This window comes from Streptomyces sp. NPDC057424, from assembly GCF_042803315.1.
In the GTDB taxonomy this organism is placed as follows: domain Bacteria; phylum Actinomycetota; class Actinomycetes; order Streptomycetales; family Streptomycetaceae; genus Streptomyces.
On record NZ_JBHVCP010000035.1, the window covers coordinates 34,957 to 51,339 of the forward strand.

Genomic DNA, 16,383 nt, shown 5'->3' on the forward strand with positions numbered 1-16,383 from the left:
CGGATGAGCGCCAAGATCCACCCTGAAGCATCCGGGTCGCAGCCCCCACGGGGCCTCCACATCACAAAAAAACCCTCATTTAGGAGCAATCGTGGCGCGCGACATCGCGGCTCCCCCCGTCCCCACCACCCATCAGGGGCTGATTTCGTGGGTCAACGAGATCGCTGAACTGACGCAGCCGGACAACGTGGTCTGGTGTGACGGATCCGAGGCCGAGTACGAGCGACTGTGCGAGGAGCTCGTGGAGAGGGGCACCTTCCGCAAACTCGACCCGATCAAGCGCCCCCACTCCTACTACGCCGCCTCCGACCCCACCGACGTCGCCCGCGTGGAGGACCGGACGTTCATCTGCTCAGAGAAAGAGGCGGACGCGGGCCCGACCAACCACTGGAAGGCCCCCGCCGAGATGCGGGAGATCTTCCGGGGCTCCGGGGGGCAGGGCGGGCTGTTCCGCGGCTCGATGCGCGGCCGGACCATGTACGTCGTGCCGTTCTGCATGGGCCCGCTCGGCTCGCCGCTGTCCGCGCTCGGTGTGGAGATCACCGACTCGGCGTACGTCGCCGTCTCGATGCGCACGATGACGCGCATGGGCCAGGCGGTCCTGGACGAGCTCGGCTCCGACGGCTTCTTCGTCAAGGCCGTCCACACCCTGGGCGCCCCGCTGGAGCCCGGCCAGGCGGACGTCCCCTGGCCCTGCAACCAGACGAAGTACATCTCGCACTTCCCCGAGGACCGCGAGATCTGGTCCTACGGCTCGGGCTACGGCGGCAACGCCCTGCTCGGCAAGAAGTGCTACGCCCTGCGCATCGCCTCCGTCATGGCCCGTGACGAGGGCTGGCTCGCCGAGCACATGCTCGTCCTCAAGCTCACCCCGCCGCGCGGCGAGTCCAAGTACGTCGCCGCGGCCTTCCCCAGCGCCTGCGGCAAGACCAACCTCGCCATGCTGGAGCCGACCATCCCCGGCTGGACGGTCGAGACCATCGGCGACGACATCGCCTGGATGCGCTTCGGTGAGGACGGCCGGCTCTACGCCATCAACCCCGAGGCCGGCTTCTTCGGCGTCGCGCCCGGCACCGGCGAGCACACCAACGCCAACGCGATGAAGACGCTGTGGGGCAACTCCGTCTTCACGAACGTGGCGCTGACGGACGATGGCGACATCTGGTGGGAGGGCATGACGGAGGAGACTCCGGCCCACCTGACCGACTGGAAGGGCAACGACTGGACCCCCGAGTCCGGCGTCCCGGCCGCCCACCCCAACGCCCGCTTCACCGTCCCGGCCTCGCAGTGCCCGATCATCGCGCCCGAGTGGGAGGACCCCAAGGGGGTGCCGATCTCGGCGATCCTCTTCGGCGGCCGCCGCGCCACCGCCGTGCCGTTGGTGACGGAGTCCTTCGACTGGAACCACGGCGTCTTCCTCGGTGCCAACGTGGCCTCCGAGAAGACCGCCGCCGCCGAGGGCAAGGTCGGCGAGCTGCGCCGCGACCCGTTCGCGATGCTGCCCTTCTGCGGCTACAACATGGGCGACTACATGGCCCACTGGGTCGACGTGGCCAAGGACAAGGACCAGTCCAAGCTGCCGAAGATCTACTACGTCAACTGGTTCCGCAAGGACGACGAGGGCAAGTTCGTCTGGCCCGGCTTCGGCGAGAACTCCCGGGTCCTGAAGTGGATCGTGGAGCGCCTGGAGGGCACGGGCGAGGGCGTCGAGACGCCGATCGGCATCCTGCCGGCCAAGGACGCCCTCGACACCGACGGCCTGGAACTGGCCGACTCCGACCTCGACTTCCTGCTCACGGTCGACAAGGAGGTCTGGCGCGAGGAGGCCGCCCTGGTCCCCGAGCACCTCAACACCTTCGGCGACCACACGCCCAAGGAGCTGTGGGACCAGTACCGCGCCCTGGTGGAGCGCCTGGGCTGAACCCCACCCCCGAGCTCCGCGGCCGGTCAGGTCCGGGATGTGCCCTGACCAGCGATCGTCACGTCTGACCGGCCGCGGGACACACCGGCGGGACCCGCACAACGGCGTGCGGGGTTCCGAGACCGGCGCCGCACTCCGTCCGCCCCGACGGGACCGGCGGCGACGGGCTCACCCCGCCCCCTTCGGCACGGCCCGCCAGCGGGCTCACGAACGTGCCGATGGCTGACCGAGCGCTCCGGCCGACGGCCTACGTCGACCGGGGCGCTCGGGCGTATCCGGGGTGCCGGCGGCGGTGACGGCGACGGCTTCGGCGTCGGTGAACAGTTCGCACCACACCGTCTTGCGGCCGGCCTCCTGCTCCACGCCCCACCGCAGGGCCAGCGCGTCCAGCAGCGCCAGTCCTCGGCCGGATTCCGCCTCGGTCAGAGCGGATCGCGGAACTCGCGCGACGCCGCCGGATCGTTCCCCAGATCCTTCCGTGGAACTGCGGGGCGTATCCGCTGATGCTGGGCTCGGCCATGGTCATGGCCTTCCCGGGTGCCCCGCCCCTGGTTTACACGGAGGCGCAGTACAGCGGGGACACCATCGATGATCCGGCCCTCGTGAGGCAGTACCGCGCATACGATCGGCTCAGGGCCGCCGCACTGCCCCCGGAGGCGTTCCTCGCCCTGATCGAGCAAGCGGCTGAGGATGACCGAAATGGCGAACAACGCACCTGACTCGAGCGCAGGGATCTGGCGCAAGAGCACCTACAGCAACGGCGACGGCGGCACCTGCGTCGAGGTCTGCGACGCCCACACCGCCGTCGTCCCCGTCCGTGACTCCAAGGTCCCCCACGGCCCGGTCCTCACCATCACGGCCCCGGCCCGGACGTCCTTCGTATCGTCCCTCAAGTCGGCCCCCTCGGCCTGAGCTGCCACCTTCCCAAGGTCGGCGCGGATCACCGTGCCTCTCCTCCTGGTCCGGAGCCGGCCTTTCGGCGGGCTCTGGTGATGCTGCCCGCCAGGAGGCCGGCCGCGCCGAACAGCACGGCTGACTCCCCAACGGCCCAGTCGAACAGGCCGGCGACGGCAGCGATGGCTCCGACGAGGCTGGTGAAGGCCGCCTGACCGACGACAAGCAGCCAGCTGTTCGAAGGCACCCTGCTATCGCCCACTACGTAGCGCGAGACGAGCGGTACGCACGTGCTGAGACAGGCGATTCCCTCCTACCTGGTCCCGCCGTCGGCCACCGTTGGAGTACGGGAGCCGACGGCGGTGAATTATGACTCCCAAGTGCTGCTGCTGTCCCACCAGTTGCAACCGACGTCCAACCAGAACGAGCGGTCACCGGGGCTGCCTGTTCTTGGCATTTCCGACGAACAAGTAGAGGGCCCCGAATATGCATAGCGTCATGACGAGAACGACCCAGCCGCCGGAATTTCCTGCCACGATGAGGAATACTGACAGGACTACTCCAGCTACCGTGAAAAGGGCGGAAAATAGCATCCACCTCTTCACTGCTGCGCGCTGTTCCAGCGACCATCCAACCTTTGGCATTTACGATCCCCTTATTCCTCGGCCCTGCGGCGGGGCGCTGGCATGCCCCGCCGCAGGATCCCGATCTCTCTAGCCTCCGCTAACAGCGTTGGAGGCAATCTGTCCGGCACTCCATGAAATCGCGTAGCATCCAGCGGTGGCTCCCAACGAGCCTCCCACTGTCGCTGGGGCTGACGCAGCGACTGCCGTTCCGCACGCAGCCCCAGCAAGTCCACCCACTACTACTCCAGCAACGTCGCCCCACAGCGCTCGAGTATCTCCTTGTGTCAGGTGGGCGATACCTGTAATGCCATCTCCGACCAGACCAAGAGCGTCTATGAGTCCGAGTCCGGACGGATCGATATTGTTGATGGGATCGCCGCCCGCATAAAGGTACGGGTTCTTCTCCTGGCCGGAGGGGTCGGGCTGGGTGAAGCGGCCGAGGGTGGGGTCGTAGTAGCGGTGCCCCATCTTGTACAGGCCCGTCGGGTCCAGGTAGGCGCCGGTGTAGCGGTGCGGCTGGGGGGTGGCCTCGGTGGTGGTGCCGCGGGGGAGACCGGTGGGGCCGTAGGCGTAGGTGTGCGTGCGCTTGCCCGTGTCGTCGACGAGGCCGAGGACGTTGCCGGTGGCGTCGGTGAGGTAGTAGTAGGACTTCCCCCCAGTCGTCATGGAGTTCAAGGTGCCCGCCGGTTCGCGGATGAATCCGGTGTCCACGCCGTTCGTCGTCGTGGAGGCCAGACCGAGCGCGGTGTGGTGGAACCACGTCGAACCCAGCTTGGTGCGCTCGGAGTTGTCCGTGCCCGCGTGGACCAGGTCGTAGGACTTGCCGCCCGTGGTGATGCCGGAGAGCTGGCTGTAGTCCGTCCAGGACTCACCCGTGCGGGCGGTGGTGCTCGCGCCTGCCGTCTCGTTGCCGAGCTTGTCGTAGGACCAGCCGGTGGTGGAGCCGTTCTTGCCGGTCAGCTCGCTCGCGTCGTCGTAGGTGTAGGTGGTGCCGCCGGGGCAGGCGTTCTTCGTGCCGTCCTGGCTCGTGAGGTTGCCGGTCTTGTCCCAGCAGTACAGCCATGACGCCTTGCGCGTGCCTGCGGAGTCGGCTTCCAGGGCGTAGCGCAGGCGGTCCTGGGAGTCGTAGTCGTAAGTGGTCTTGTACTTGGTCAGGTTGTCGGTGCGAGTGCGGATCTTCGTCGTGTCCTTGCCCGCGGTGTTCTTGTAGCCGTAGGCCAGGTCGATCAGTGTGGTCGAGCCCGAGGTGGTCTTGACGGCCTCGGGGCGGCCGTTGTCGTCGATCGTCACCGACTGCGTCGTGCCGCCGGGGTAGACGGTCCTGGTGCGCTTGTCGTTGTCGTCGTGGTCGAAGTCGGTCTTCTTGCCGTCCGGGGCGGTCAGGTAGTCCAGGCGGCCGGCCTTGTCCCAGGTGTAGTCGGTCTTGCCGGTCGGGTCGGTGTAGTAGTCGACCTCGCCGCCCGGGGTGTAGGCCAACGCCGTCTGGGCGCCGTTCTGCAGGGTCCGGACGCTTTCGCGGTTGAGCTTGTCGTAGGTCCAGCCCGTGGTGCCGGAGGCGTCCGTGCGGGTCCTGACGTTGCCGTCGCCGTCGTAGGAGTAGGTGACCGTGGCGTTGGTGGAGGACACCTTCGTCACGCGGTCGCGGTTGTCGTACACGTAGACCGTCTTGACGCCGCGTCCGTCGGTGACGGTCTCCACCCGGCCGAGCGCGTCGTAGGTGTAGCCCGTCTTGCCCAGCGGCGCCGGCGGGGTGACCGTCTTGAGGTTGCCCTTGGTGTCGTACGTGAACGAGGTGACCTTGCCGTTGCCGTCCTTGGCGGTGCAGCGCTGGCCCTCGAAGCCGCCGCAGGTCGGTGTGTCCTTGTTGTAGGTGTACTCGCGGGTGCCGCCGGCCGTGCCGGAGGTGGTCACCGACATGGTGTTGCCGTTGGTGTCGTACTTGAAGGTGTCCTTGCGGCCGTCCGCGGTGGTGAAGTCGTTGGGCAGGTCGGTGCCGGCGATCGTCTGGTAGTTCGTCACGGACGCTGTCGCCCCGAGCGGGAGCTTCTGGGAGAGGGCGTTGTTGCGGCCGTCCCAGCCGTAGGTGGTGGTGTTGCCGCCCGCGCCGTCCGCGCCCGTGCCCATCGCGTCGATCGCGCTCTGCACCAGGTGGTTGGTGTACTTGGCGTGGCGGGAGTGGTTCAGGGGATCGGTGACCTTGGTGACCTCGCCGTCCGCGTTGTGGGCGTACCGCGTCTCGTCGCCTTCGGGGTCGGTGACCGTCGTGGTGCCCGCGTCGGCCGGGGTGGCAGCCGTGTAGTCGTAGCGCCAGGTCGGACCCGTGTGGCCGCCGCCGGAGGACTCGGTGGCGCGCTGCATGGACGTCACACGGTTGTGGTCGTCGTAGGTGAACAGGGTGACGGTGCCTTCGGGGGTGGTCACCTTGGTCAGGCGGCGTGAGGAGTCGTAGGCGTAGGCGGTGGCCTTGCCGTCGGTGTCGGTGACCTTCGCCAGGTTGCCCGCCGGGTCCAGGTCGAAGACGGCTGTGCGGCCGGTGTGGTCCTTGGCCTGCCACTGGCTGGGGTTCGTCTTCACCAGGTCGATCCAGCGGCCCGAGCGGGTCTCGGTGAGCTTGAAGCCCTTGTGCTCGCTGCCCTCGTCGTGCTGGTCGACGGTGATCGTGCCGTCGTTCCTGTCCGTGACCTTCGTCAGCGTGCCGTGCTCGTCGAAGGTGTCCTTGGAGCCGGACTTGCGGTCGGTCAGGGTGTAGGTGCCGTCCGCGTTCTTCTTCAGGTCCTTGGAGTAGCCCGTCGGTGTGGTGTAGCCGCCGGTGCTCGTCTCCTTGAACCGCAGGGCGTCGCCGGTGGCGTCGTGGACGACCACCTCGCCGTCGCCGGCCTGGAGGTAGCGCTCGTACGCCTGCCACCAGCGCTGCGACACCTTCCCCCACGGCGCTTCCAGAGAGTTGTAGGTGCGCGCCAGCAGCAGCTTCCGACCGACACCGGCGATGTCGAAGTCCGTCGCGGCGAGCATCAGGTTGCCGTTCGAGACGTTCACCCGCGCCACCAGCGCGTCACTGAGGCGCGTGTCGATGATCCGGTGCCAGGGCACCGCGCCCTGCCCCTCGGGAACAAACGGAGTGGCCTCGGCAGCGGCCGCCGCACGCCGGGCACCCGCCTCGCCGCCCGTACGGGCCTGCTGCGCGGCACGCCACGCGGCAACCGGGGCCGACGGCTTGGCCTCAGCCTGCGATTCCGGTGCCTTGACCGATCCGGCCGGTGTCGCGGCAGCCTCCACCTTGGTCGGTCTCGTCCAGGGGCTCTCCGGCTCCGGTAACTCCGGCTTCGGCGCCGCCGCCAGCCCCGGTGCCGCCGAGAGCACCACAGCGGCGGTCGTGATCGCGGACAGGAGAGCGGTTCTGTGTGTTCTTCGGGCACGCCAAAGTGACGTGCTTCCCGCACGTGAATGCATCAGCTTCCCCCACGGAAGTCAGGCAGAACGCGTGACCGATGCGGTCACTTCGGCCGCACAAGTTGTCACAAGAAGCGCACAAATCGGCGCGGTGTGCCCTTGAACGTCCTCTGCATGCGGGCTGGAATCAGCCCCGCCGCTTCCCCGCGTCAAACCGGGGCGATACCGCCTCAACTGCCGTGCGGCATGGCGGAATGCGCGGTTCTATCCTGACTTGTGAGGGGTACGTTGACCGAAACCCACCGCAGGTGGCCGACGGCCGGGGCGCGACCGGCTGCTCCCGGTGCGCAACAGGCGTGACGGGCTTCGGGTGCGGGTACCCGATGGCCCTCGCGGAGGGTTAATGGCGCCCGGTCCGCGCGTCGCTGCGGGTGCGCGCGGACCGGGGCCGTCAGGGGGAGCCCGGAACGGGGCTCAGCGGGAGGCGAGTTCGCGCGGCTCCAGCGCCGCCGTGTGGGCGTCCATCCGCTCGGCGGCCAGGATCGCGGCCGCCGTGTCGGCGCGGGAGGCGGCGACGACCAGCGCGCGGCCCGCCAGGGCGTGCGCCCGCCGGTGCAGGTCGGTGGCGCTCGGCTCGCGTCGGCCGCTCATCGGCGCGCGCACCGGGGCACGTCCGCCGCGCAGCCTGCTCACCTGCTCCGCGAGCCGCTCCGCCGCCGTGTCCAGGTCGGCCGAGCCCTGCGCCGCACGCAGCTCGTCCGTGACGGCGAGCAGGGCGGCTAGGTGGCCCGCGAGCTGGATGTCCAGCTCTTCCTCGCGGGAGCGGTGGGGGAAGTCGGGGTTGGGGCCGTCCACCGTGCTGTGGACCGACTTGGCGCGGATCGGTTCGTACATGGGAGGGCCTCCAAAGTTTTACAGGAAACCATCCTAGCTTAGATTTCGTCTAAAGTTGAGCTGTTCACAAAGCCGGACTGCCCGCACACGAAGCGTGAGCGGGCAGTCGGAGCGAGTCTCGGGCTCGTGGGGTCAGGGCTGGCCGTAGCCGTCCAGGAAGCGGCCGATCCGGCCCATCGCGTCCCGCAGGTCGGTGACCGAGGGCAGGGTCACCACCCGGAAGTGGTCGGGCTCCGGCCAGTTGAAGCCCGTGCCCTGGACGACCATGATCTTCTCGCGCCGGAGCAGGTCCAGGACCATGCGGCGGTCGTCCTTGATCTTGAAGACCTTGGGGTCGAGGCGCGGGAAGAGGTACAGCGCGCCCTTGGGCTTCACGCAGCTCACACCCGGGATCTGGGTCAGCAGTTCGTACGCCGTGTCCCGCTGCTCGCGCAGCCGTCCGCCCGGCAGCACCAGGTCGTTGATCGTCTGCCGCCCGCTGAGCGCGGCGACGACCCCGTGCTGTCCCGGCATGTTCGCGCACAGGCGCATGTTCGCCAGGATCGTCAGGCCCTCGATGTAGGAGTCGGCGTGGGCCCGCGGCCCGGAGATCGACATCCAGCCGACCCGGTAGCCGGCCACGCGGTAGGCCTTCGACATGCCGTTGAAGGTGAGGGTGAGCAGGTCCGGGGCGACGGAGGCGGTCGGTGTGTGTGTGGCCTCGTCGTAGAGGATCTTGTCGTAGATCTCGTCGGAGCAGACGAGCAGGTTGTGCCGGCGGGCGATGTCGGTCAGGCCCTTGATCATCGCCCGGTCGTAGACGGCCCCGGTCGGGTTGTTGGGGTTGATGATCACGAGCGCCTTGGTGCGGTCGGTGACCTTGCGCTCGATGTCGGCGAGGTCCGGCATCCAGTCGGCCTGCTCGTCGCAGCGGTAGTGCACGGCGGTGCCGCCGGAGAGGGAGACGGCGGCGGTCCACAGCGGGTAGTCGGGCGCGGGTACGAGGACCTCGTCGCCGTCGTCCAGCAGGCCCTGCATCGCCATCACGATCAGCTCGGAGACGCCGTTGCCGATGAAGACGTGCTCGACGTCCGTCTCGATGCCGAGGGTCTGGTTGTGCATGACGACCGCCCGGCGCGCGGCCAGCAGGCCCTTGGCGTCGCCGTAGCCGTGCGCCGACGACACGTTCCGGAGGACGTCCTCCAGGATTTCCGGCGGGCACTCGAAACCGAACGCGGCCGGATTGCCGGTGTTCAGTTTGAGGATCCGATGACCGGCAGCTTCCAGCCGCATCGCCTCCTCGAGCACCGGACCCCGGATCTCGTAACAGACGTTGGCGAGCTTGGTCGACTGGATCACCTGCATGTCTGGGAGCTTACGGCCCGGTATCGCGTCCCGGGCCGTGTTTTCCGCCACGTGAGACGCGGGGTTTTGGGGCGATATCGCCGCACGCTGTCCCACCAGCACCTTCAGTCTCTAGAATGCGCCGCCATGTCCAAGTCATTCGAGTACGCCGACGGAGTGACGGACGGCGGGCCGCAGGAGCCCCCGAACGTGTACCTGCCGCAGGCTCCCGAGCCTCCGGTGTACGACGCGTACGCGGACCCGGCGGCGGCGCACGGATGGCGGGACGTGTACGACGGCGCGGACCGGGATGCCGCCGGGGGGGCCGCGTACGCGGACGGCGGCGCGAACGCCCCGGGCGACGTGGGTGCCACCCGCGAGCTGCCCGTGGTGCCGGCGCGGAGCCGGTCCGGCGCGGGCCACCGCGCCCGGCGCAAGCCGGCTCCCCGGCGCGGTCGCCGCATGGCGGTGGCCGCCGGTGCTGTGGGTGCGGTGTCGGCGGTCGCGCTGATCGCCGGCTTCTCCCTCTCGGGCGGGTCCTCCGGCGGCGCGCGGGACGGCGAGGGCGGTCGCACGGGCCCGACGGCTGGGGAGTCGCCGCCCGCGGGCACCGGTCCGGCGGCGACCCCGGCCGCTCCGCTCACCGGCCGGACGGGGGCTTCTGACGGGCCGTCCGGCGACGCGTCCGCGACCCCGTCCGCCGCGCCGAGCCGGACCCCGTCCGCATCCGCCACGGACAGCGCGCCGCCTCAGGCCACCCCCACGGCCAGTGCTCCGGCGGACTCCGGTCCCACCGTCACGGCATCGGCGCCCGGCAGGCCCGACGGGAAGCCCGGACGCGGCCCGGGAGGCACCAAGGGACCCAAGTGACCGACCCGTCAGGGCGGTTGAGTAGGGTCAAAAAGGGACGTCAAGGTTCCGGTTGTGGAACAGGTTCTTGTGCCGCCCCCTCGCGACGATCACAATGCACATGACAACAGTGCAGGCGGCCGGAGGATTTCCGGCCGCCTCCGTCGCAAGAGGGGACCCCCCATGAGAAAACCTCTCGCCGCCGCGTTCTGCGCCCTGGCGATAGCCGGGGCCGGCGCGGCCCCCGCGACCGCCGCCGATGCTGCCCCCACGGGCGTCGGCAAGGCCGCGGACACGGGCAAGGTCACGTCCGCCGTCTCAGGCGTGGTCACGTCCGTGGAGCAGACGCTGTCCGGACTCCGCGGCCCGCAGGCCAAGGCCGTGAACTTCGCCGGCACCGTCGCGCTCAGCAACTGCTCCGGCTCCGTCGTCCGCATGCCGGACGCCGAGGACAACGACCCGGCGCTCGTGATGACCAACGGCCACTGCCTGGAGTCCGGGTTCCCCGGCCCCGGCCAGGTCCTCGTCGACAAGGCCTCCAGCCGCACCTTCAGCCTGCTCAACGCCTCCGGCTCGCGCGTCGCCACCCTGCGCGCCGCCAAGCTCGCCTACGGCACGATGACCGACACGGACGTCGCGCTGTACCAGCTCACCACCACGTACGCGCGGATCAAGAGCTCGTACGACATCAACGCGCTGACGCTGAACGACAGCCGCCCGGCCGCCGGCACCGCCATCGGCATCCCTTCCGGCTACTGGAAGCGGATCTACAGCTGCTCCATCGACGGGTTCGCGCCCACCCTGAAGGAGGGCGACTGGACCTGGAAGGACTCGGTCCGCTACACCTCCGCCTGCAACACCATCGGCGGCACGTCCGGCTCGCCCGTCGTCGACCAGGCCACCAACAAGGTCGTCGCCATCAACAACACCGGCAACGAGGACGGTGAGCGCTGCACGGTGAACAACCCGTGCGAGGTCGACGCGAACGGCAACGTGACCGTCCGCAAGGGCATCAACTACGCCCAGCAGACCTACGGGATCCCGGCGTGCTTCGGGATCGACAGCAAGCTCGACCTGAGCGCGAGCGGCTGCACCCTGCCCAAGCCGTAAGGCAGGGTGCCGGCCGGGCGGTCACGCGGGAGGAGTCCTGCGGACCGCCCGGCCCGCCAGCACGTCCGTGCGCCGGCCGTCCTCGATCACGAACCGGCCGTCGACCAGGACGTACGGGATGCCCGTCGGCAGCGTGCGCGGTTCCTCGAAGGTGGCGCCCGTCGCCACCTTCGACGGGTCGAAGAGCACCAGATCGGCCCGGTAGCCCTCGCGGACCAGACCCCGGTCGGGCAGGCGGAGACGCGCGGCCGGGCGCGAGGTGAGGTGCGCGACGCACTCCTCCAGCGACAGCACCCCCGACTCCCTGACGTAGTGCCCGAGATAGTGCGGGAACGTGCCGTAGGCGCGCGGGTGCGGCTTGGCGCCCTGGAGGACGCCGTCCGAGCCGCCGGTGTGCACCCGGTGCCGCATGATCTCCCGGACGTTCTCCTCGTGGCCCACGTGCTGGAGGATCGTGGGGGCCAGCCGGTCCGCCAGCAGCAGTCCCCGGGCGGTCACCCAGGGCGCCTCGCCCCGCCGGTCCGCCGACTCCTGGACCGTCCGGCCGACGAAATCCGCCAGGGCCGGATCGCCCACACCCGAGATCTCGATCGTGTCCCACTCGACGGGCACGCCGTGGCAGCCGTCCGAGCCGGTGACCTCCAGGTGGTGGCGGATGCGTTCCGCCGTGCCGTTGTCCGCCAGCCGCCCGAGGGTCTCCTCCGGGCCGCCCTCGCCCGCCCAGCTCGGCAGCACCGCCGCCAGCGTCGTACAGCCCGGGGTGTACGGGTAGGTGTCGAGGCTGATGTCGGACCCGGCCGCGAGTGCCTCGTCCAGCAGGGTCAGCAGCTCCGGCGCCCGGCCCTTGTTCACGCCGAAGTTCATGGTGGCGTGGGCGAGATGGAGGGAGCAGCCCGCCTCCCGGGTCAGCGCGACCATCTCCTCGTACGCCGCCAGGGCCCCGGCGCCGTAGGAGCGGTGGTGCGGGCAGTAGTAGCCGCCGTACGACGCCACCACCCGGCACAGCTCGGTCAGTTCGGCGTCCTTCGCGTACATGCCCGGCGTGTACGTCAGGCCCGACGACATGCCGACGGCGCCCTGCTCCATGCCCTCGGCGACCAGCCGGCGCATCCGGTCCAGCTCGTCCGGCGTCGCCTCGCGGTCCTCCCAGCCGACGGCGAGCGCCCGGACCGTGCCCTGCGGGATCAGATACGCCGCGTTCACGGCGATCCCCCGGTCCAGCCGGTCCAGGTAGCCGCCCACCGACCGCCAGTCGAAGTCGATGTCGTCCCCCGGGCCGTTCCACCCGGCGATCGCCCGGCGCACCTCACCCAGCGTGCGGTCGTCGACCGGCGCGTACGACAGGCCGTCCTGGCCGATGACCTCCAGGGTGACGCCCTGCGCGGCCTTGGCACTGTGGTCCGGGTCGCGCAGCAGCGCCAGGTCGCTGTGGGCGTGCATGTCGACGAACCCGGGGGAGAGGACGAGCCCCTCGGCGTCCAGCTCGCGGCGCGCCTTCGGCCGCTGGCAGCCGGCCGCCGCGGCCTCCTTGACGATGGAGACGATCCGGCCGCCGTCGACCACGACATCGGCCCGGTACGCGTCCGCGCCGGAGCCGTCGACGACGTCGGCGTCCCGGATGACGAGCTCTTCCATCGCCCCCGGCCTCCTAGAAGAACGTACGCACGTAGTCGACGACCGTGCCGTCCGCCTCCGCGACGGGGATCAGCTGCCACTTGTCGAACGAGGTGCACGGGTGGGACAGCCCGAGCCCGACCCAGTCGCCGACCTCCAGATCCGTCTCCGGTGTGGTGGCGAGCCAGGCGTGCTGGTCGGACAGGGCCGTCACCGAGACACCGGTGGCCGGGCGCTCGGCGCCGTCCCGGCGGATCACCTGGGCGAAGGGCAGGTCGATGTCGTAGGCGGCGTCCCGCTTGCCCGCGTTGACGAAGGCCTGCCCGGCCGTCGGCCGCGACACGACCTGCGTCCACAGCCGGAACGCCGGCTCCAGTGCGCCCTCCTCGGGCACCCGGTTGAAGGGGGTCAGCTTGCGGTAATGGCCGTCGTCGTGCGAGACGTACGCGCCCGAGCGCAGCAACTTCAGCACGGGGCGGGACAGTCCGGGGATCTCCGCGAAGACCTCGGCGACCGCGTCGAACCAGGCGCTGCCGCCCGCGCTGATCACGATCTCGTCCACCCCGGTGAAACGCCCGGCCTCGTCGAAGCCGGCGGCGAGGGCGACCAGCCGCCGCAGCCACGCCGTCACCCGCTCGGTGTCGGCCTTCGGCACCTCGCCCTCGTAGCCCGCGACACCGGCGAGCCGCAGCGTCCGTGTGCCCGCCACCGCGTCCGCGACCGCCGCGCCCTCCGCCTCCGTGCGGACCCCGGTCCGGGCGCCCTCACCGGCGGCGAGTTCGACGACGACGTCCAGGGGACGCGTGGCACCCTGCAGCGCGGCGTCCATCAGCTCGACGCCGCGCACGGAGTCGACGTAGCAGACCAACTCGAAGTCCGGGTCGGCGTCGAGCTCGGCCGCGATCCAGCGCAGAGCCGCCGCGTCGACCAGCTCGTTCGCCAGGAACACGCGCCGGGTCCCGAACGCCCGCGCCACCCGCACCTGGTGCGGCACGGCCAGCGTGATGCCCCACGCCCCGTGCTCGATCTGCCGCTGGAACAGCTGCGGCGCCATCGACGTCTTGCCGTGCGGCGCGAAGGCCATTCCGTGCCGGGCCGCGTACGTCTCCATCAGCTTCAGGTTGTGCTCCAGGCGCTCGGCGGACAGCGCGAGCACGGGTGTGGCGAAACCGCCGGTGAAGAGGTTGCGGCGCTGCCCGGCCAGCTCGGCGACGGTCAGTCCGTCGGCGTCCGGCGGGAGGCCCTTGAAGCGGTGGTCGACGCGTTCGGCGGCGAGCCGGGCGAGGGACTGGGCAGTGTCGGCCGTCATGAAGCCTCCCTGATCAGCTGTGTTGCAATATCTGCAACCTTCATTGCGCATGTCGCTGAGCGCTGTCTAACATCTCGGCCACCGCCGGTCAATGAAACCGCCACCGGCCGCCCCGGCACCCCGACGAGGAGCTACGAGCATCGTGACCCCGACCGGACCCCGCAACGCCCCCGACGTCGTGGACGTCGTCGCGCTCGGCGAGTCCATGGTCACCCTCCTGCCCTCGCGGCCGGGCCGCCTCGCCGACGTGCCGTCCTTCGAACGCGGCATCGGCGGGGCGGAGTCGAACGTGGCGTGCGTGCTGGCCGCGGCCGGACACTCCGCGCGATGGGTCAGCAGGGTGGGGGACGACCCGTTCGGTGATCACCTGGTCGGGGCGATCGGCGGCTACGGCGTCGACGTGGCGCACGTCAGGCGCGACCGCGACCGTCCCACCGGCATCTACTTCCGCACCGCCGGGGACCGGGCCGGAGACGCGCACGAGGTGGCGTACTACCGGGCCGGTTCCGCGGCGTCCGCGATGAGCACGACGGACCCGGACCCGGCGGCGGTGCGCGCCGGGCGCGTGCTGCACCTCTCCGGGATCACGGCCGCGCTGTCCGGGACCTGCCGCGACCTGCTGCGCGGCCTGACCGCCCGCCGCCCCGGCCGCCCCCTGGTCTCCTTCGACGTCAACCACCGGCCCGGCCTGTGGTGCGACACGGACGCCCCGGCGGTGCTGCGAGACCTCGCCCGGGGCGCGGACCTCGTGTTCGTCGGGCAGGACGAGGCGTGGGGGCTGCACGGCGCCGACGCCGTCCGCGCCGCCCTCCCCGAGCCCGAGGCGCTGGTCGTCAAGCAGGGCGCCGCCGGAGCCACCGTCTTCGAGAAGCGGGACGCCACCTTCGTCCCCGCACCCCGGGTCGACGTCGTCGCCGCCGTCGGAGCCGGGGACGCCTTCGCCGCCGGGTTCCTCTCCGCCACCCTGCGCGGACTGCCCGTACGCGACCGGCTGCGGCACGGGCATCTGATGGCCGCCGCCGCCCTCACCGTCCCCGGCGACCTCGCGGCCCCTCCCACTCGGCAGCACGCCGACCGCCTCGCCGCCCTCGGCGACGCGGCATGGGGGAGACTGCGACTCGGTCCGGGCTGGACCGAGGAGACACAGCGGGCCGACGAGGAGGCACCCACACCGTGAGCCAGACCGTCGACCGCGCGCTCAGCATCCTGCCGCTGCTCGCCGAGGGCCCCGCCGACCTGGGCCAGGTCGCCGGCCGCCTCGGCGTCCACAAGTCCACGGCCCTGCGCCTGCTGCGCACCCTCCACGAGCACGGGCTCGTCTACCGCCAGTCCGACCAGCGCTACCGCCTCGGCGCCCGGCTCTTCACCCTCGCCCAGGAGGCGATGGAGAACCTCGACGTCCGCGAGATCGCCCACCCCCACCTGGTCCGCCTCAACGAGAACTGCGGGCACACCGTGCACCTCGCCGTGTACGAGGAGAACGAGGTCCTCTACATCGACAAGGTCGAGAGCCGCTACCCCGTGCGGATGTACTCCCGCATCGGCAAGCCCGTCGCCATCACCGTCGCCGCGGTCGCCAAGCTGCTGCTCGCCGACCTGCCCGAGCACGAGCGGCGGGCGGTCGCGGAGAAGCTCGACTACCCCGCGTACACGTCCCGTTCGACACCCCACGCGACCGCGTTCCTGAGCGAGCTGGAGAAGGTGCGCGAACAGGGCTGGGCCACCGACCTCGGCGGCCACGAGGAGTCCGTCAACTGCGTCGCGGCGCCCATCCGCGGCGCCGACGGCCGGGTCGTCGCCGCGATGTCGGTCTCCGCGCCGAACGTCGTCGTCACCGCCGGCGAACTCCTCACCCTCCTGCCGCTGGTGCGCCGTACGGCGGACGCCATCAGCGGCGAGTACTCCGGCAGGACACCAGTGAAGGGCACCGTATGACGGACAAGACCGCACTCACCCCGAAGACCCACACCACCCCGCCGGCGAAGTTCTCGCACGGTGTGAGGAAGGGCAACATCCTCCAGGTCGCCGGCCAGGTCGGCTTCCTGCCCGCCGAGGAGGGCAGGGCCCCCACGCCCGCCGGGCCGACCCTGCGCGAGCAGACCCTCCAGACCCTGGCCAACGTCAGGGCGGTCCTGGAGGAGGGCGGCGCATCCTGGGACGACGCGATGATGATCCGCGTCTACCTGACGGACGTGGACCACTTCGCCGAGTTCAACGCGATCTACGACGCGTACTTCGAGGAGCAGGGCCTGACCCGGCCGCCCGCCGCGCGCACCACGGTCTACGTCGGTCTGCCCGCGGGTCTCCTCGTCGAGATCGACGCGCTGGCCGTTCTCGGCTGACCCCACCCCCACCCTCGAGACCTGGACGGTGCTGGAGAGTGTGCTGTCGGTGGCGGGGTTGGTGGTGACGGTGGTGTTGAGTCTGTTCGTGTAGGAGTCTGATAACGAAGT

The 16,383-nt window shown here is 70.5% G+C and carries 12 protein-coding genes and 2 pseudogenes; 8 read left to right on the forward strand and 6 right to left on the reverse strand.

The window, feature by feature from the left end; translation table 11 throughout:
- Window positions 1–91 precede the first annotated feature (91 nt).
- Window positions 92–1,921 carry a phosphoenolpyruvate carboxykinase (GTP) gene (locus ACFU3E_RS25120; RefSeq protein ID WP_384162350.1) on the forward strand — a complete coding sequence of 610 codons (1,830 nt, stop codon included), beginning with the start codon at window positions 92–94 and terminating at the stop codon, window positions 1,919–1,921.
- Between the two features lie 204 nt (window positions 1,922–2,125).
- On the opposite strand, the pseudogene ACFU3E_RS25125 reads toward ACFU3E_RS25120, so the two are convergent.
- A pseudogene (locus tag ACFU3E_RS25125) lies at window positions 2,126–2,350 on the reverse strand (hypothetical protein); the annotation flags it as partial.
- Here ACFU3E_RS25125 and ACFU3E_RS25130 point away from each other — a divergent pair.
- Window positions 2,347–2,640 (forward strand): annotated as a pseudogene (locus ACFU3E_RS25130) (Scr1 family TA system antitoxin-like transcriptional regulator); the annotation flags it as partial. The pseudogenes ACFU3E_RS25125 and ACFU3E_RS25130 sit on opposite strands and share 4 nt — an antisense overlap.
- Window positions 2,621–2,833, forward strand: a complete 213-nt coding sequence (locus ACFU3E_RS25135) for a DUF397 domain-containing protein (RefSeq protein ID WP_384162353.1) — start codon at window positions 2,621–2,623, stop codon at window positions 2,831–2,833. The pseudogene ACFU3E_RS25130 and the gene ACFU3E_RS25135, both read left to right, overlap by 20 nt.
- A gap of 695 nt (window positions 2,834–3,528) precedes the next feature.
- Here the strand turns inward: ACFU3E_RS25135 and ACFU3E_RS25140 are convergent.
- The 3 genes from ACFU3E_RS25140 to ACFU3E_RS25150 form a co-directional block, all read right to left on the reverse strand.
- Window positions 3,529–6,891 carry an RHS repeat-associated core domain-containing protein gene (locus ACFU3E_RS25140; RefSeq protein ID WP_384162356.1) on the reverse strand — a complete coding sequence of 1,121 codons (3,363 nt, stop codon included), beginning with the start codon at window positions 6,889–6,891 and terminating at the stop codon, window positions 3,529–3,531.
- Between the two features lie 414 nt (window positions 6,892–7,305).
- A complete protein-coding gene (locus ACFU3E_RS25145) occupies window positions 7,306–7,725 on the reverse strand; it encodes a hypothetical protein (protein ID WP_384162359.1) in 420 nt (139 codons plus the stop codon).
- A 132-nt stretch (window positions 7,726–7,857) separates the two neighbouring features.
- A complete protein-coding gene (locus ACFU3E_RS25150) occupies window positions 7,858–9,069 on the reverse strand; it encodes a pyridoxal phosphate-dependent aminotransferase (protein ID WP_384162362.1) in 1,212 nt (403 codons plus the stop codon).
- Window positions 9,070–9,195: 126 nt separating this feature from the next.
- Here ACFU3E_RS25150 and ACFU3E_RS25155 point away from each other — a divergent pair, with 126 nt between their 5' ends.
- Entirely contained in the window at window positions 9,196–9,918 is a 723-nt protein-coding gene (locus tag ACFU3E_RS25155) for a hypothetical protein (RefSeq protein WP_384162365.1), read from the forward strand.
- 162 nt (window positions 9,919–10,080) lie between these two features.
- Window positions 10,081–11,007 carry a serine protease gene (locus tag ACFU3E_RS25160; RefSeq protein WP_384162368.1) on the forward strand — a complete coding sequence of 309 codons (927 nt, stop codon included), beginning with the start codon at window positions 10,081–10,083 and terminating at the stop codon, window positions 11,005–11,007.
- Between the two features lie 21 nt (window positions 11,008–11,028).
- Here ACFU3E_RS25160 and ACFU3E_RS25165 read toward each other — a convergent pair whose 3' ends face one another.
- The gene (locus tag ACFU3E_RS25165) at window positions 11,029–12,642 is read right to left on the reverse strand and encodes an amidohydrolase family protein (protein WP_384162371.1); all 1,614 of its coding nucleotides are present in this window, start codon (window positions 12,640–12,642) and stop codon (window positions 11,029–11,031) included.
- Window positions 12,643–12,655: 13 nt separating this feature from the next.
- Window positions 12,656–13,930: an amino acid deaminase gene (locus tag ACFU3E_RS25170; protein WP_384162374.1), complete on the reverse strand. Its 1,275-nt coding sequence runs from the start codon at window positions 13,928–13,930 to the stop codon at window positions 12,656–12,658.
- 142 nt (window positions 13,931–14,072) lie between these two features.
- Here ACFU3E_RS25170 and ACFU3E_RS25175 point away from each other — a divergent pair, with 142 nt between their 5' ends.
- Genes ACFU3E_RS25175 through ACFU3E_RS25185 form a run of 3 tightly spaced genes read left to right on the forward strand, consistent with a single transcriptional unit; the run spans window position 14,073 to window position 16,272 of the window.
- Window positions 14,073–15,107 (forward strand): sugar kinase, encoded by a 1,035-nt coding sequence (locus tag ACFU3E_RS25175; RefSeq protein ID WP_384162378.1) that lies wholly within the window; start codon window positions 14,073–14,075, stop codon window positions 15,105–15,107.
- Window positions 15,104–15,865, forward strand: coding sequence for an IclR family transcriptional regulator (locus ACFU3E_RS25180; RefSeq protein WP_384162382.1), 762 nt, complete (start codon window positions 15,104–15,106; stop codon window positions 15,863–15,865). The genes ACFU3E_RS25175 and ACFU3E_RS25180 overlap by 4 nt, the downstream gene beginning before the upstream one ends.
- Window positions 15,862–16,272, forward strand: a complete 411-nt coding sequence (locus tag ACFU3E_RS25185) for a RidA family protein (RefSeq protein WP_384162384.1) — start codon at window positions 15,862–15,864, stop codon at window positions 16,270–16,272. Before ACFU3E_RS25180 ends, ACFU3E_RS25185 begins: the two co-directional genes overlap by 4 nt.
- Window positions 16,273–16,383: the final 111 nt, after the last annotated feature.